The organism is Candidatus Palibaumannia cicadellinicola, assembly GCF_000754265.1.
Classification (GTDB): domain Bacteria; phylum Pseudomonadota; class Gammaproteobacteria; order Enterobacterales; family Enterobacteriaceae; genus Baumannia; species Baumannia cicadellinicola_B.
The window spans coordinates 411,987-427,837 of record NZ_CP008985.1 but is presented as its reverse complement, the minus strand read 5'-3'; the positions used below and the strand labels follow the sequence as shown (position 1 = coordinate 427,837).

The 15,851-nt window shown below is 39.8% G+C and carries 15 protein-coding genes; 2 read left to right on the top strand and 13 right to left on the bottom strand.

Annotation, left to right across the window (positions count from 1 at the left end; translation table 11 throughout):
- Positions 1–81 precede the first annotated feature (81 nt).
- Together nuoM and nuoN are read left to right on the top strand one after the other, a co-directional pair.
- Positions 82–1,608 (top strand): NADH-quinone oxidoreductase subunit M, encoded by a 1,527-nt coding sequence (gene nuoM, locus IM45_RS02080; protein WP_038498674.1) that lies wholly within the window; start codon positions 82–84, stop codon positions 1,606–1,608.
- A gap of 5 nt (positions 1,609–1,613) precedes the next feature.
- Entirely contained in the window at positions 1,614–3,074 is a 1,461-nt protein-coding gene (gene nuoN / locus IM45_RS02075; protein ID WP_260086034.1) for an NADH-quinone oxidoreductase subunit NuoN, read from the top strand.
- Between the two features lie 35 nt (positions 3,075–3,109).
- Here nuoN and IM45_RS02070 read toward each other — a convergent pair whose 3' ends face one another.
- From IM45_RS02070 to coaA, 13 genes are all read right to left on the bottom strand, one after another.
- Positions 3,110–3,685: a UbiX family flavin prenyltransferase gene (locus IM45_RS02070; RefSeq protein WP_038498668.1), complete on the bottom strand. Its 576-nt coding sequence runs from the start codon at positions 3,683–3,685 to the stop codon at positions 3,110–3,112.
- Between the two features lie 83 nt (positions 3,686–3,768).
- A complete protein-coding gene (gene purF / locus IM45_RS02065) occupies positions 3,769–5,286 on the bottom strand; it encodes an amidophosphoribosyltransferase (protein ID WP_038498665.1) in 1,518 nt (505 codons plus the stop codon).
- Positions 5,287–5,336: 50 nt separating this feature from the next.
- Positions 5,337–5,816, bottom strand: a complete 480-nt coding sequence (locus IM45_RS02060; RefSeq protein ID WP_038499565.1) for a CvpA family protein — start codon at positions 5,814–5,816, stop codon at positions 5,337–5,339.
- Between the two features lie 40 nt (positions 5,817–5,856).
- Complete coding sequence (locus IM45_RS02055; RefSeq protein WP_038498662.1) at positions 5,857–6,387, bottom strand: SPOR domain-containing protein; 531 nt, start codon at positions 6,385–6,387, stop codon at positions 5,857–5,859.
- Positions 6,380–7,651: a bifunctional tetrahydrofolate synthase/dihydrofolate synthase gene (folC, locus tag IM45_RS02050; protein ID WP_162472446.1), complete on the bottom strand. Its 1,272-nt coding sequence runs from the start codon at positions 7,649–7,651 to the stop codon at positions 6,380–6,382. The genes IM45_RS02055 and folC overlap by 8 nt, the downstream gene beginning before the upstream one ends.
- Positions 7,652–7,686: 35 nt before the next feature.
- Positions 7,687–8,553 carry an acetyl-CoA carboxylase, carboxyltransferase subunit beta gene (gene accD, locus IM45_RS02045; RefSeq protein WP_038498656.1) on the bottom strand — a complete coding sequence of 289 codons (867 nt, stop codon included), beginning with the start codon at positions 8,551–8,553 and terminating at the stop codon, positions 7,687–7,689.
- A 142-nt stretch (positions 8,554–8,695) separates the two neighbouring features.
- Entirely contained in the window at positions 8,696–9,499 is an 804-nt protein-coding gene (gene truA / locus IM45_RS02040; RefSeq protein WP_038498654.1) for a tRNA pseudouridine(38-40) synthase TruA, read from the bottom strand.
- A 94-nt stretch (positions 9,500–9,593) separates the two neighbouring features.
- Positions 9,594–10,724, bottom strand: coding sequence for a 4-phosphoerythronate dehydrogenase (locus tag IM45_RS02035; protein ID WP_038498651.1), 1,131 nt, complete (start codon positions 10,722–10,724; stop codon positions 9,594–9,596).
- Positions 10,725–10,823: 99 nt separating this feature from the next.
- Complete coding sequence (fabB, locus tag IM45_RS02030; protein WP_038498648.1) at positions 10,824–12,035, bottom strand: beta-ketoacyl-ACP synthase I; 1,212 nt, start codon at positions 12,033–12,035, stop codon at positions 10,824–10,826.
- 69 nt (positions 12,036–12,104) lie between these two features.
- Positions 12,105–13,181 carry a chorismate synthase gene (aroC, locus tag IM45_RS02025; RefSeq protein WP_038498645.1) on the bottom strand — a complete coding sequence of 359 codons (1,077 nt, stop codon included), beginning with the start codon at positions 13,179–13,181 and terminating at the stop codon, positions 12,105–12,107.
- Positions 13,182–13,193: 12 nt separating this feature from the next.
- The gene (gene prmB / locus IM45_RS02020; protein ID WP_038498641.1) at positions 13,194–14,126 is read right to left on the bottom strand and encodes a 50S ribosomal protein L3 N(5)-glutamine methyltransferase; all 933 of its coding nucleotides are present in this window, start codon (positions 14,124–14,126) and stop codon (positions 13,194–13,196) included.
- Positions 14,127–14,209: 83 nt separating this feature from the next.
- Positions 14,210–14,680 carry a phosphohistidine phosphatase SixA gene (sixA, locus tag IM45_RS02015; protein ID WP_038498639.1) on the bottom strand — a complete coding sequence of 157 codons (471 nt, stop codon included), beginning with the start codon at positions 14,678–14,680 and terminating at the stop codon, positions 14,210–14,212.
- Between the two features lie 75 nt (positions 14,681–14,755).
- The gene (gene coaA, locus IM45_RS02010) at positions 14,756–15,748 is read right to left on the bottom strand and encodes a type I pantothenate kinase (RefSeq protein ID WP_051984603.1); all 993 of its coding nucleotides are present in this window, start codon (positions 15,746–15,748) and stop codon (positions 14,756–14,758) included.
- Positions 15,749–15,851 lie beyond the last annotated feature (103 nt).

Genomic DNA, 15,851 nt, shown 5'->3' with positions numbered 1-15,851 from the left:
AAATAGAGTAGTGTTAAAGAGCTAACTCAGCTCATGAGATATTCATTAATCAATTTGTTCAAATAAGGAAAGCAAAACTTCATGCTACTACCTTGGCTCATTTTGATCCCTTTTATAGGCGGTTTATTATGTTGGCAATGCGAACATTTTGGTCCCAGGATACCACGCTGTATCGCTTTTATCGCGATGATGCTGACTCTAGGGCTGTCTTTGTTACTATGGCATGAGGGGAGCTTCCAGATAGCCATCGCACATGGATTACCGCAATGGCAGGCCGAATATCTATTACCTTGGATTCCAAGGTTTGGAATCAACATTCATTTGACATTGGATGGCCTATCGATGCTGATGGTGGTACTGACTAGCTTTTTAGGCATACTAGCTATTCTTTGTTCTTGGATTGAAATTAAGCGTTACCAGGGTTTTTTCTACCTTAACTTGCTGTGGATATCAGGCAGTGTTATCGGCGTATTTATGGCAATTGATATATTTCTTTTTTTTATATTTTGGGAACTCATGTTAGTACCCATGTATTTTTTAATTTCATTATGGGGTCATAAGGCGTCGGACGGTAAGATTCGTATTACCGTCGCCAATAAATTTTTTATTTATACTCAAGCTAGTGGTCTGGTGATGCTGGTCGCTATCTTAGGGCTAGTTTTTGTACACTATAATGCTACAGGGGTTTGGACTTTTAACTACAATGATCTTTTGTTAACACCGATGTCGGATCAAGTAGAATATTTGTTAATGCTTGGCTTTTTCTTGGCTTTTGCTGTAAAAATGCCAATAGTGCCACTACACGGCTGGCTACCTGATGTCCATAGTCAGGCTCCTACCGCCGGTTCGGTAGATTTAGCAGGCATTTTACTTAAAACTGCTGCCTATGGATTACTACGTTTTAACTTACCGTTATTCCCGCATGCATCCCATAAGTTTGCTCCTATAGCAATGTGGTTTGGAGTAGTTGGTATTTTCTACGGAGCCTGGATTGCTTTTTCACAAATAGATATTAAGCGATTTATCGCTTATACGAACATTTCCCACATGGGCTTAGTATTAATTGCGATCTACAGCGGCAACGAACTTGCTTTTCAGGGAACTGTCGTACAAATGATAGCTCATAGCCTATCTGCTGCTGGTTTATTTATAATCTGCGGTCAGTTATATGAACGTTTACATACCCGTGATATGCGTATGATGGGTGGTTTATGGAGTCGACTTAGCTTAATTCCAGCATTTGCTCTGTTTTTTGCCATGGCGATGCTAGGTATGCCGGGTACAGGAAACTTTGTTGGTGAGATAGCAATCTTGTTTGGCTGCTTCTCAATTGTTCCTATGATTACAATCATTTCTACTTTTAGCTTGGTTTTTGCTTCTGTTTATTCTCTAATTATGATGCAGCGTGCCTACTACGGACCAACAAAATCCAACAATATCTTAGCAAAGATGACGCTACGAGAACAGCTGATGATGATATTATTAGTTGTACTACTGGTGCTCCTAGGTTGGATACCACAGCCTATTATGAATACTTCAGCTGCTGCAATGCAAAATATTCAGCACTGGTTTGATGTTAATCCTGCTCTTTTAATAGTAAAGGAGTAATGATTATGATCATAATCACTCCACTCTTACCAGTTTTAATCGTAGGATTAACGGTTTTTGTTGTAATGCTGTGTATTGCTTGGCGACGTAACCATTTTCTTAGCGCAACCTTAACGGTAATAGGTTTAAATCTAGCGTTATTGTCGCTATTTTGGGTTGCACATAGTCGTAATAGCGACGTTACTGATTTTACGCAGCTCATACGTGTTGATAGTTTTTCGATCTTCTATATCGGTATTATACTAATAGCTAGTTTAGCAACTACTATATTAGCTTATACCTGGCTAACAGGATATGAAGGTAAACGCGATGAGTTCTATATGCTAGTTCTTATCGCTACAATAGGAGGCATTATACTAGCTTGCGCTAACCATCTCACTGCACTATTCCTTGGTATTGAGCTAATTTCTCTACCTTTATTCGGTATGATAGGGTATGCCTACTGCACAAAGCAATCACTTGAAGCTAGTATTAAATACACATTATTATCGTCAGTTACCTCCTCTTTCCTTTTATTCGGCGTAGCATTAGTATATGCTGCAACTGGGCAACTATCGTTTATTGGCATAGGTCAGAGCCTAAATGATGCTATGTTATATAATCCTATATTGCTAGCAGGATTAGGAATGATGATAGTTGGAATTGGTTTTAAGCTGTCATTGGTACCATTTCATCTGTGGACGCCAGATGTTTATCAGGGTGCGCCAGCGCCGGTTTCTACTTTTTTGGCCACAGTTAGCAAAATTGCTATTTTTGCTAGCGTGATGCGCTTATTATGTTACGCTCCTTTAATTAATAACAATAAAATACAATTAGTCTTAGCTATAATAGCTTTTTGCTCTATGCTTTTCGGCAATTTAATGGCTCTAAGCCAAAGTAACATTAAACGGGTATTAGGTTGCTCTTCAATCGCTCATCTTGGTTATGTCTTAGTAAGTTTTCTTGCTATGCCACATACCTTAGTACTGGAAACCGTAGGAGTTTATTTAGTAGGTTATCTATTTGCGAACTTAGGAGCATTTGGAGTTGTAAGTATAATGTCTAGTCCTTACCGCGGTCAGGATACAGATTTACTATCTTCCTATCGTGGTTTATTTTGGCATCAGCCGGTTCTTTCGGCTGTAATGACGGTAATGATGCTATCGCTAGCTGGTATTCCGATAACACTTGGCTTTATAGGTAAGTTCTATGTGATTGCTTTAACCGTAAATAGCCAGCTATGGTGGTTAACCAGCGGCGTGATAGTTAGCAGTGCTATTGGCCTATTTTTCTATTTACGTATTATGGTTAACTTATATTTAGATATTCCTAAAAATATACGCCGAAATACTCCTTCTCACTGGGTGTTAACAGGCAGTGGGATGATTGTGCTGACATCTTCATTACTAGTACTGTTCTTTGGGCTTTATCCACAACCATTAATTAATATTGTTCAGTGGGCACAACCGATAGATTCAGGACTATGATATAAAGTTAGGAATCATGTATGTGTAATTTTTAGTTAGCTGTCTCCTTGCCAGGGTTGAAAGAGATCATAAGATAACTTTAGATCCAATTGATCTAGCGTACGATTAACTGTTTGATCGATTATATCGCTGATTTTACTAGGACGGTGGTAAAATGCTGGTACTGGTGGCATAATCACTGCTCCTAATTCCGCTGCATTAGTCATCAGACGTAGATGACCTATATGCAATGGTGTTTCCCGTATGCATAGTACTAATTTACGCCGCTCTTTAAGTACAACATCTGCGGCACGGATCAGTAAATTGTCATTATAACTATGAACGATACCAGAAAGAGTTTTGATTGAACATGGTAAAATCACCATACCGGCTGTTTTAAAAGAACCAGAACTAATGCTCGCTGCAATATTACTTGCGTCATGTACTACGTCAGCTAGTGCATGTACTTCGGACAAAGTAAGATCTGTTTCTAATGTTAGTATCTGGTACGCTGCTAGACTAAAAATTAGATGAATTTCAATATTCGGTAAGGTACTAAGCACCTGTAATAAACGTACGCCATAAATTACGCCACTAGCGCCACTGATACCAACAATTAAACGTTTTTTCATAGAAAATATCCAACCGTAATAGAATATAAAAAAACTAGGTACGGTACGTGGTACTCTTTGGTTTTATTATAAAAACATGGTAATCAACCTTCATTATATATTTCTAGATTTTCTACTTCTGTTTGAGCGTGTAATGCTTGATAAGAATCATTACGTAATAACTTTAGAGAGTTGAGATAAGACTCATCAACGTCACAAGTAACATAGATACCATTGAACACCGATGATTCAAATTCTTTGACATGTGGGTTATCTTCCCGCACAGCCTGCTCTAAAGCTGACAAATCTTGGAAAATTAAAGCATCAGCATTAATTAATTGCCTAATTTCATCGATTTCGCGTCCATGGGCAATTAATTCGTTAACGTTAGGCATATCAAGACCATAAACATTAGGGAAGCGTATTTCTGGAGCTGCTAATGCTAAATATACATTACGAGCGCCGGCTTCGCGCGCCATTTCTATAATTTGTTCCGAAGTGGTACCACGCACAATAGAGTCGTCTACTAGTAATACACTTTTATCGCGGAATTCAGCGCAGTTAGCATTGAGTTTCCGGCGTACAGATTTTCTACGTCTCTGTTGACCAGGCATAATAAAAGTGCGGCCGACATAGCGATTTTTAACTAATCCTTGACGATATGGTTTATCAAGAATTCGAGCAATCTCCAGAGCTATATCACAAGAAGTTTCTGGAATAGGAATCACCACATCAATTTTTAGCTTAACCCACTCGCGGGCAATTTTTTCTCCTAAAATTTTACCCATGCGAACCCTAGCACTATAGACAGAAATTTTATCGATGAAAGAATCCGGCCGAGCAAAATAGACATATTCAAATAGACACGGATGTTGCTGTGGATTATCGGCACACTGTCGAGTAAAAAACTGGCCCTTATCTGTAATATACACGGCTTCGCCGGAAGTAATATCACGGAGTAATTCAAAACCCAGGGTATCTAGCGCTACGCTTTCAGAGGCTACGATATATTCATTGCGACCATCTAATAGGGTACGTTTACCTATTACTAGGGGTCGGATTCCGTTAGGATCCCGAAAAGCAAATAAGCCATGTCCGATAATCATGCCTACGCAGGCATAAGCTCCACGTATTTGCCGATGTATTGCCGTTATTGCGGCAAAGATATGATCTGCTTTTAATGGATAGTTAGGAAAACGATCTAGCTCAGTAGCTAAAAGATTAAGCAATATTTCTGAATCTGAGGTAGTATTAATATGACGCCTACCTTTTTCAAACAGTTTTTTACGTAGTTCATGAGCATTAGTCAAATTACCGTTGTGCGCTAGAGTGATCCCGAAGGGAGAATTAACGTAAAATGGTTGTGCCTCGGAAGCGCTGGAACTACCTGCGGTAGGATAACGGACATGACCAATACCCATGTTACCCTGTAGGCGCTGCATGTGTCGGATATCAAAAACATCTTTGACTAATCCATTAGCTTTACGCATACGAAAACAGTTTAATGCATCTGTAGTGACGATGCCTGCTGCATCTTGTCCACGGTGTTGTAATACCGTTAATGCGTCATAAATAGACTGGTTAACCGGCATCACACCGGCTATCCCAACAATACCGCACATATTTTTATTTCCTCATCAGCATTAATAGGAAAATTATTCCTTCTACAAAATTAAAAAAAACTATAATTTTTTTGCAGAGAGCGTAAAAATAATTGAATAATACCGCGGAATTGCGGTATCAGCTGGGACTGTTGCCAATCTTGACTATGAGGAAAATCGGTGAACGTGTCGAGAAACAACAGCACTGCTGAAACAATCAGTATGCCTCGCAACAAGCCAAAACATATACCTAACACACGGTCAGTGCCGGACAGGCCTGTTCGCTCTACCAGTGAGCTAACTATGCTATTGACTATCTGCCCAATAATTAAAGTAGCCATAAAAAGTAGGACAATAGCAATACCATTCCGAACAATCTGTTCTTCAAATCTAGTAAAGTAAATAGCGATTGTTTTATAATAGTTCCAGGATATAAATAAAGCACAAGCAAAAGTAATTAAAGACAATACTTCTCGAATCAAACCACGAATAAGACTTACCATGGCAGAAAACATTACAATGCCTAAAATAACATAATCTATCCAGCTCATGCGCGCATCCATTTCATTTTAATTTATACGACTACCGACTTTATTGCTGCTTAGTAGAGACCCTAGTTATATAGGGATATAACTGACCATTAAGACCACTTAACTGATTCAACTCTTTTATAAAACGTTGTAACTTCTCTTTTGAAGCATCCGGACCGACCAAAATGCGTGTAATTTTTCCTTGTACCGGCGTAGAAGGTGACGTATATACTGTGTATCCAGACAGTCGTAGCTGAGCGACAATTTCCGACACCTTAGTAGCGTTTTGAAAAGCTCCTAGCTGTACTACCCAGGCTTGAGGCTGAGAAAATAGATTATGCTCAGGTCGAGCAATTGATTTACTTTGTTGTGAACTGGCTATAGTTTTTTCTTGTGGATTATTAAGTAACTGCTGATTAGCTAGAAATGAAATATCTCGCTTATTCTTATTAAGTTGGGGGGCAAGTGGAATCGCAATAAATTCATCATGAATATTATTTTTATGACCGTTGAGCAGGCTAGGTAGAAAAATTATTCCTAAGGCAACAGTGATAATGGTCCCAGCTAGACGTTTATTAAACTGACTATCCATATTGATGATCTCTCATAACTGAGGCTACGGTATAAAATGAACCGAAAACTAGCACACAGTCTTCTGGAGCGGCATCTAACATAACCTGTCGCCAAGCGCTAATGACATCCTTAAACTTTTGCGCATCACTATCAAGCCATGTCGCCAGTTGTTCTGCGCTAGCTGCATACGGATCTTTTAGTGTTGCGCAATACCATACCGCTACTTTATCGCGTAGACAAGTTAGCGTACCGGGAATATCTTTATGAGTTAGCATGCCGACAACCGCACGAATTTTTCTAATCTGTGGTCGGTGCAGATGCAGCAGTGCATCTAGTTGGCGCGCTAGATAATTTGCTGCATGTGGATTATGTGCTACATCTAAAATCACCAGTGGTTGCTGGCGGATAATCTGAAAGCGTCCAGGTAGCATTGCATCGCGTAAACCTTCACGAATATAATCTTCACGTACTAAAAAGGGTAGACGGTGTACTGCTGCTAGTGCTGTAGCAGCATTATCTAGTGGAATCGCAGGTAACGGCAGTCTTTGTAACTCGCTGTCTCGTTCCCACCAATGCCAGCAAGATTCTTCTACCCGAAATCCCCAATCTCTATTACGGGCAAATAACTTAGCACAGCAGTTAGCAGCGGCGGTATCTAGGGTAATCGGTCGTTCGGACTCGCCAACAATTACTGGTTTACCATAACGCATGATTCCAGCTTTTTCGCGTGCAATGCTGGCGCGATCTAAACCTAGCCAGTTTGTATGATCTAGGGCAATACTAGTGATTACAGCAATATCGGCGTCAACGATATTAGTGGCATCTAATCGACCACCGAGTCCAACCTCAAGGATCACGACATCCAACATCGCTTGGCGGAAGAGCTGTAATGCAGAGAGCGTACTGAATTCAAAATAACTCAAAGAGGTATTATCGCGCCCCATTTCTACGACCGCCATGGCTTCACTGTGGGTTGTTTCTGCTAGTTCATTTCCGTTGATGCGTACTCGTTCAGTATAGTGTAAAAGATGGGGTGAACTAAAAACACCTACTTGTAGACCATAAGATAATAGAATAACTTCTAATAGCCGGCAGGTTGTACCTTTACCGTTAGTGCCTCCAACTGTTATTACCAGCGGTGCTGGTTGCAATAGGTCTAAGTTTTTTGCTACATGGTGTATCCGATCTAGGCCTAAATCTATAGGCTTTGCGTGCAAATTTTCAAGATAATAAAGCCATACCTCAAGTGGCGATTGTTCTTGAGGAATCGTAATATTTTTTATATGCTTATTCATTTGCTGCCTAGTAGAATTCAATTCTATTTTGATTGTGGTGGCTCACAGTGGGTTAATTTAGCAAGCAAGCTAGCGACACGCCAGCGCATGTCTAGTCTACGCACAATCATATCAATAGCACCTTTTTTTAGTAAAAATTCACTACGTTGAAAACCATTAGGTAATTTTTCACGTACTGTCTGTTCAATGACTCGCGGACCAGCAAAACCAATTAGTGCTTTTGGCTCAGCGATATTTAAATCACCGAGCATTGCTAAGCTCGCGGAAACACCACCCATAGTTGGATCGGTGAGCACCGATATATAAGGTAAACGCCGATCACGTAGCCTAGCTAGCGCAGCACTAGTTTTCGCCATTTGCATTAGCGACATGAGAGCTTCTTGCATACGAGCACCACCACTAGCTGAGAAGCACACCAACGGACATTTATCTAATAAAGCCTCTTCTACTGCACGTACAAAACGTGTCCCGACTACAGAAGACATAGAGCCACCAATAAAAGCAAATTCAAAAGAAGCTGCAATAATTGGCATACTATATAATGTCCCTTTCATAACTACGAGTGCATCTTTTTCATTAGTGGCTTTTTGTGCTGCTATCAAGCGATCTTTATATTTCTTAGAATCTCTAAATTTCAAGAGATCTTTCGGCTCCAGTTCACTTCCTAGTTCATACTCGCTGTTTTTATCTAAAAAAGCATGTAGGCGTACCCGCGCTGTTATACGCATATGATGGTCACACTTAAGACACACCTCTAAATTACGTTCTAATTCCGCACGATATAACACTTGGCTACAGTTATCACATTTGGTCCATATTCCTTCGGGAATATTGACTTTTCGTGTAGGAGTAATAGTGCTTTTATTGATAATACGTTCAATCCAGCTCATTGAAAAAACCTAGTTTTTATCCGCTTGTAAGTACTTTTTTATTATAATAGTCATATTGTGTCATCCATAACCTACGATTATAGATTTGATTATACTCTAATAGAATTGATCATTCTCTCAGAATAGGGTCTAAATATATTGATTACTCGGTTAGAAAAACCTGTTCTATAGGTAACGACGGTAGTGCAAAATGCGACGGATAGTCTACATCAACTAAGTAAAGTCCTTTGGCACAAGCGGTAACACCGGCTAAGGAACGATCTTTCAAAAATAAAAGATCTGCAATCCAACTTTCAGGTTTGTGGCCACATCCTACTTCTATTAAACTACCAACAATATTACGAACCATATGATAAAGAAACGCATTGGCTGTGATATCTACTAAAATATATGGTCCTTTACGTATTACTCTCAACTTGTGCAAATTACGCCAAGGAGTACGATACTGACATTGTAGTGCACGAAAAGAAGTGAAATCATTTTCACCTAGCAAGCATTGGCCTGCACGCTCCATTTTACCTGCATCTAGTGGTTGGCAGTAATGAGTTAGTCCGTTGCTAAGTATTGCTGGGCGCAGCCGATGGTTATAAATAATATAGCGATAACAACGTGCGGTTGCGCTAAAACGTGCATGAAAATCTTTTTGAACCTGCATGACCCAGCGTACTGCAATACTAGTCGGTAAATTTGTGTTAACTCCTAACGTCCAAGCAATGTTAGTTCGACGTGCATAGGTTTCAAAATGAACCACTTGTCCGGTTGCATGTACACCGGCATCAGTACGACCGGCACAGCATACCGAAACTGACTCGTTGGCAATTCGCGATAGTGCTTGTTCTAGGCAAGCCTGTACACTAGGCACTTTTGGCTGTCGCTGCCAGCCATAATAAGCACTACCATCGTATGCTATGCCTAATGCTAGCTTTATGTTGCCGTTATTAGTCACGTGATTTTTAGTCTCTAGTCTAGTAAGAAGCTTTAGTACATATCCTTGGTTTTAGTTTGCTTTATTTATTAGGTTAAAACAATCTGTAGTATTGTTAATTAGTAAGGGCATGAAAACCAAGCTTAATCAGCTTATCTGCACTAGTGCTATTATCAGTATCAACGTATAGCGATGACCACTCCCGACGTTCAAAATAACTTTTTCTTAATTGGTCAAATCCCCGAGGTAAATGAATAGTACGACGTAAAAGCATGTCGTCACGCCGCAAATCATACACTAAATGCGCTAATCTACGCAGTGCGTCTTCATCAATCGCGCCGCGCCAACGAACTCGTTCTACTATCGGCGCCGGTAAAATAGTTGAGAGATTTAGCTGTTCACTAATACCTAAAAACGTACTGTAGGCATTAAAAATTTGAAGAGTACCACGTACTTTACCTTCTAAGCTATAACCTGCGATATGCGCAGTGCCTATATCTACGCGGGCTAATAGTGGTAAAAGTAAGTCTGGCTCTGGATCCCATACATCGAGTACAATACTAAGTAACTTACCACCTTCTAAAGCCCGTAGGAGCGCCAGGTTATCTACTACTGCACCCCGGCAAGTATTAATTAATATACGTTTAGCTGAAGGTAACGCTGATAGCAAATCTTCGTTAACGAGATGCCAGGTAGTATGCGGTCCATGGTAGGTCAGTGGGGTATGTAAGGTCAGCACGTCTGCTTCAGCAACTAGCTTTTCCATAGATTGCCAGTCATCTATGACTCCAGCATCAGCTTGTGGTGGATCACATAATAATGTTCGTACACCCAACGTATAAAGACGCTGGTGCAATAGGCGACCCACATGACCTACACCAATGATGCCGACTGTTTTATCCCGGAGGTCGAAACCATCACGCTGTGCTAACCATAATAGAGCTGAGAATACATACTCTACAACTGCAATAGCATTGCACCCAGGAGCAGAAGAGAATCTAATACCTACTTGCTCTAACCAATCCTTATCAACATGATCAATTCCAGCAGTAGCGGTACCTACGAATTGTACTAGGCTACCGTCTAATAAGGATTGATCAACACGAGTAACCGAACGCACTATCAGTGCGTCGGCCGCTAAAATATTTAATGCTGTTATCTCTCGTCCATTTACTATTTGTACTTCGCCTAGGCGGCTGAATAGCGCTTGAGCGTAAGGTATATTTTCATCAACCAATATTTTCACATTATGCTCCGGTACCAGATTCTTCTCTTGTGAATTTTAACCGAACACTAGACTGGATTTTGAATAGAAGCATTAAACGTTTGCTGGTTGGAACACAACTTACTGATATCTACGCATGACTAATGTAGCGTTAGTACCGCCAAAACCAAAACTATTGCTCATAACTGTAGTCAGTTTACGCTGAATGGTTTCAGTAATGACATTCATACCTTCAGCTTTAGGGTCTATCTGATCTATATTAATGCTAGGTGCAATAAAATTATGTTCCATCATGAGTAAAGTAAAAATTACTTCATGTACTCCTGCAGCACCTAAGGAATGTCCGGTCATTGCTTTGGTAGATGACAATGCTGGATGTTTGTTACCGAAGGTTTCACGAATAGCCCACAGTTCTTTTACATCGCCTACTGGGGTTGAGGTACCATGTACATTGAGGTAATCAACAAACGTATCAACATTTTTTAATGCCATTTGCATGCAACGAATAGCACCTTCACCAGATGGTACTACCATGTCAACACCATCTGATGTAGCACCATAACCAATGAGCTCACCATAAATATGGGCATCTCGCATTAGTGCATGTTCTAATTCTTCTACTACAACAATACCTCCTCCCCCTGCAATTACAAAACCATCGCGATTAATATCATAGGTACGAGATGCTTTATCCGGCGTAGCATTATAACGGGTAGAGAGCGCTCCCATGGCATCAAACTCGCAAGCCATCTCCCAGCATAGTTCTTCACCCCCTCCAGCAAACACTAGATCTTGTTTATCTAACTGAATAAGTTCTAATGCATTACCAATACAGTGTGCCGAAGTAGAGCATGCAGAACTAATAGAGTAGTTTACACCTCGAATTTTAAATGGTGTTGCTAGACATGCTGAGACTCCGGATGCCATAGCTTTAGTCACCATATAAGGACCGACACCCCGTAGCCCGCGAGTACGCATAGCATTAGTACCAGTAACCTGATTACGTGGTGAGCCACCACCTGAGCCAACGATAAGACCAGTACGATCGTTGGAAATCATATCTGGCGTGAGTTTAGAATCAGCAATGGCCTGCTCCATGGATAAAAAGGCATAAATAGAAGCATCACTCATAAAGCGTGCAATTTTGCGATCAATAAGCCCAGTAATATCTGTTTTAACATGGCCCCAGACATGGCTACGCATACCTGAATCTTTCAATTCTTGGGAAAAACTAATTCCCGAACGACCTTGTTGCAAAGATGCTAGGACTTCTTTTTTATTATCACCAATACTTGATAATATCCCTAGACCGGTAATCACAGCACGTTTCATGTAATACCTCTTGTAACATATTTAGGATTTTATCATGTACTTTAGTTTATAGAATTATAGAAGCAGTGGTTATTTTTTTAGTAGATAATCTCCGCACTGTGCACGCTGACGTAAAAAGTGATCCATTAGCACAATTGCAGTCATTGCTTCAGCGATAGGTACCGCACGTATGCCAACACAGATATCATGCCTGCCGTCAAGAACTATTTCTACTACTTCACCGTGGCGAGTGATGGTACTACAAGGTTTCATAATGCTAGAAGTTGGTTTCAGTGCAATATGAGCTATCACTGGCTGACCACTACTAATACCACCTAAAATTCCACCAGCATGGTTACTCTGAAACCCTTGAGAAGTGATTTCATCACGATTTTCGTGCCCTCGTTTATTGATGACCGCAAAACCATCTCCGATTTCTACCCCTTTGACTGCGTTTATACTCATTAAAGCATGGGCTAAATCGGCATCAAGACGATCAAATACTGGTTCACCCAAACCAGCAGGAATATTTTCAGCTACTATTGTAACTTTGGCACCAATAGAGTCACCACATTGTTTTAAATTCTGCATTAGTGCATCTAGTGCTTCAAGACAATCAATATCAGGACAGAAAAAATGATTTTGCTCAACTTGGTGCCAATCTTTTAGTTCACATTTGATATGCCCTATTTGCGCTATAAATCCTCGGACTTTAACTCCGTACTGATACCCTAAGTATTTTTTAGCGATCGCTCCAGCTACAACACGTATCACAGTTTCACGTGCTGATGATCTGCCTCCTCCCCGATAATCTCGTAGGCCATATTTTTGCTCGTAGCTGTAATCAGCATGTCCAGGACGGTAAATATTCTTAAGACCATCATAATCTTCTGAACGTTGATCTTGATTTTGAATTAACAGGCCTATACTGGTACCGGTAGTCACGCCTTTGAATACACCAGATAGTATACGTACTTCATCTGGCTCACGCCGTGGCGTGACATAACTCGATGTACCAGGCCTTCGTCTGTCTAGATCGTGCTGTAAATCATCTTCGCTTAATATCATTCCCGGAGGAACGCCATCAATAATACCGCCTAACGCCCTACCGTGAGATTCACCGAAAGTAGTGACGCGAAATAAATTTCCAATACTATTTCCGGCCATTATTCATACCACTTAATCACGGTAAAGTTTGAAGATATCTCTACACTCAATGAGTTGCTGACGGTTTAACATGAAAATACCTTGACCTCCATTTAGTAATTCTAGCCAACGGAAAGGAATTTCCTGGTACTGCTTTATTAGAGACATCATACTATTACCTACTTCACAGATAAGAATGCCTTCTGCGCTTAGATAATCAGGCGCACAAGCCAGGATACGACGTATTAGTTTCAATCCGTCGTGTCCTGCCGCAAGACCTAGAACAGGTTCTGCATGAAACTCCAATGGTAGATTATTCATACTTTCTTCATCTACATAAGGAGGATTAGTAACGATTAAATCATAACATAGCGGAGATAATTCACGAAATAAATCGGAGCAGATAGGAGAAACATGGTGCTTCAAGCCATGTTCCTGAATATTATATTTAGTTACAGTAAGCACATCGTTAGAAATATCTACCGCATCAACTTTTGCCTCTGGATAAAGGTAAGCACTAGCTATGGCAATACATCCGCTACCTGTACACATATCAAGAATATGTGATGGTGGCTGAGGAAGTAAGTTACGAAAATTATCTGTGATCAGTTCACTAATAGGTGATCGTGGAATCAGCACACGCTCATCGACATAAAATTCTAAATCACAGAACCAGGCTTTATTCGTTAGATAAGGTACCGGGATATGATCATTAACGCGTCGCATAACTAGTTTAGCTATCATAGTACGTTCGCGAGAAGTTAGGCGCGTGCGATACATCTCCAGAGGAAAATCTAATGGTAGTAATAAGCTCGGCAATATTAGTCGTAAAGCCTCGTCCCAGGGATTATCAGTACCGTGACCATAAAAAATTTTGGCCGCATTAAATCTACTGACGGTCCAACGCCACATATCTTGTATCGTATGCATTTCAGCTACTGCTTCATTTGCTAACAATTCGTTCAAGATTTCTCTTGTATATGTCCTAATATTCATAAAAGCTAGTTTTGTTTACTTACGATGAGTGATTATCGAATTAATATCTCATGTTATGATGCTGGTTGCATTTGCCAACTCATGGTACCACTGTTAGTGATCGTATCAAGTTCGATGCAGGCTACTGCAGACGTTGCTAATATCAACGGGTATTCTGTTGGACATAAATACGATACTAAATAACTCACAAGCGGCAAATGAGAAATAACAAGCACGTTACTAACCCCTTTTTTGTGTAGTGCTTTAAGATAACTACATATTAGTTGCGCATTACCGCTTGGGATCAACTCCTGCATGACTTCTTCTTGTGCTAACGGTAATACTAGATGCTCACGTAAAACATCTAGCGTTTGTCGAGCACGCAAATAAGGGCTAACGAGCACCAGTTCAATGTTGATTACCCTGTCACTTAGATAGCGTGCAATTAGACGTGACTGATCGCGACCTCTATCAGTTATTGATCTTTCTATGTCATTAACTGCTTTAATAATAGCATCACCATGCCGCATAATTATAATTGGCATTAATCTTTGATAGAAAATAAAGTCAAGTCAAAATATGTAACTTTCATTATAAAAAATTCACTCAAATTACCATAATTATTCATAAATGTTAGAGAGATCCTCTAAGAAAAAAAATTTACGTAAAAGTACTTGATTTACTGCGTGATTAATACTCTTGCTGAGAATAAGACTAGCCCTCGTGCGGGTAGGCAAAATATTCTCCTCTAAATTAGGAGCATTGATTTCCATCCATAACTTCCGAGAAGTAGCTATAGCTTCGTGCTCAGAAAGCTGAGCGTAATGATGAAAATAAGAGCTTGAATCTAAAACGGCTCCTTTACGAAAAGTCATAAAACGTTTTATATACCAGTTTTGTATTATTTCCTGAGGCGCATCAACATAAATAGAAAAATCGATAAAGTCAGAAAGAAAAAAAGGATAAATATCCTGTAGATGATCCTTGTAATTTTGTAATACGTTTAATCCTTCTAGGAGTAAAATATCAGGTTGAGCAATCATGTTCTTTTGATAGGGAACAATATCATAAATAAAATGCGAATAAACTGGAATAGTGATACTTTGTACGCCTGATTTGACCTCTAAGACAAAATTGACCAAACGGCGTAGATCATAAGACTGCGGAAAACCTTTCTTATTCATCAGATTCCGTTCTTTGAGTACTTTATTAGGATGTAAAAAGTTATCAGTAGTCACAATATCTACTGTTCTATGCTCAGGCCAACGGCTTAACAATACCTGCAGCACACGTGCGGTAGTACTTTTTCCTACTGCAACACTACCAGCTATACCTATAATATAGGGTATACGCGAGCCTTCAGTACCACAACTTGGCTCTAGCACTGCTTGATGTCGTAGATTAGAGCTAATATAGAAGTTAAGTAAACGTGATAAAGGAAAGTAAATATCTAGTACTTCCTCTAATGATAGGTCTTTATTAATATCTTGTAGTTTAATAATTTCTTCTTTAGTCAACGTTAACGGAATAGAATTTAGCAATGCTGCCCATTTTTGACGACTAAATTGCAAATAAGGAGTGAGATTAGATGTTTGTTGTGTAGCTTTAATCATAATGTTAGCCAACCTGTAGCACGATCTATTGAGTGCGCAGAAAAAAAGCTAAACATAAAAAAAATCAAAAAAGTATAAGATAAGATCAGTTTGATCTCTTTGT

Coding starts and splice junctions, on each gene's coding strand:
- nuoM (WP_038498674.1), top strand. CDS start 82: ATGCTACTACCTTGGCTCATTTTGATCCCTTTTATAGGCGGTTTATTA.
- nuoN (WP_260086034.1), top strand. CDS start 1,614: ATGATCATAATCACTCCACTCTTACCAGTTTTAATCGTAGGATTAACG.
- IM45_RS02070 (WP_038498668.1), bottom strand. CDS start 3,685: ATGAAAAAACGTTTAATTGTTGGTATCAGTGGCGCTAGTGGCGTAATT.
- purF (WP_038498665.1), bottom strand. CDS start 5,286: ATGTGCGGTATTGTTGGGATAGCCGGTGTGATGCCGGTTAACCAGTCT.
- IM45_RS02060 (WP_038499565.1), bottom strand. CDS start 5,816: ATGAGCTGGATAGATTATGTTATTTTAGGCATTGTAATGTTTTCTGCC.
- IM45_RS02055 (WP_038498662.1), bottom strand. CDS start 6,387: ATGGATAGTCAGTTTAATAAACGTCTAGCTGGGACCATTATCACTGTT.
- accD (WP_038498656.1), bottom strand. CDS start 8,553: ATGAGCTGGATTGAACGTATTATCAATAAAAGCACTATTACTCCTACA.
- fabB (WP_038498648.1), bottom strand. CDS start 12,035: ATGAAACGTGCTGTGATTACCGGTCTAGGGATATTATCAAGTATTGGT.
- aroC (WP_038498645.1), bottom strand. CDS start 13,181: ATGGCCGGAAATAGTATTGGAAATTTATTTCGCGTCACTACTTTCGGT.
- sixA (WP_038498639.1), bottom strand. CDS start 14,680: ATGCCAATTATAATTATGCGGCATGGTGATGCTATTATTAAAGCAGTT.
- coaA (WP_051984603.1), bottom strand. CDS start 15,748: ATGATTAAAGCTACACAACAAACATCTAATCTCACTCCTTATTTGCAA.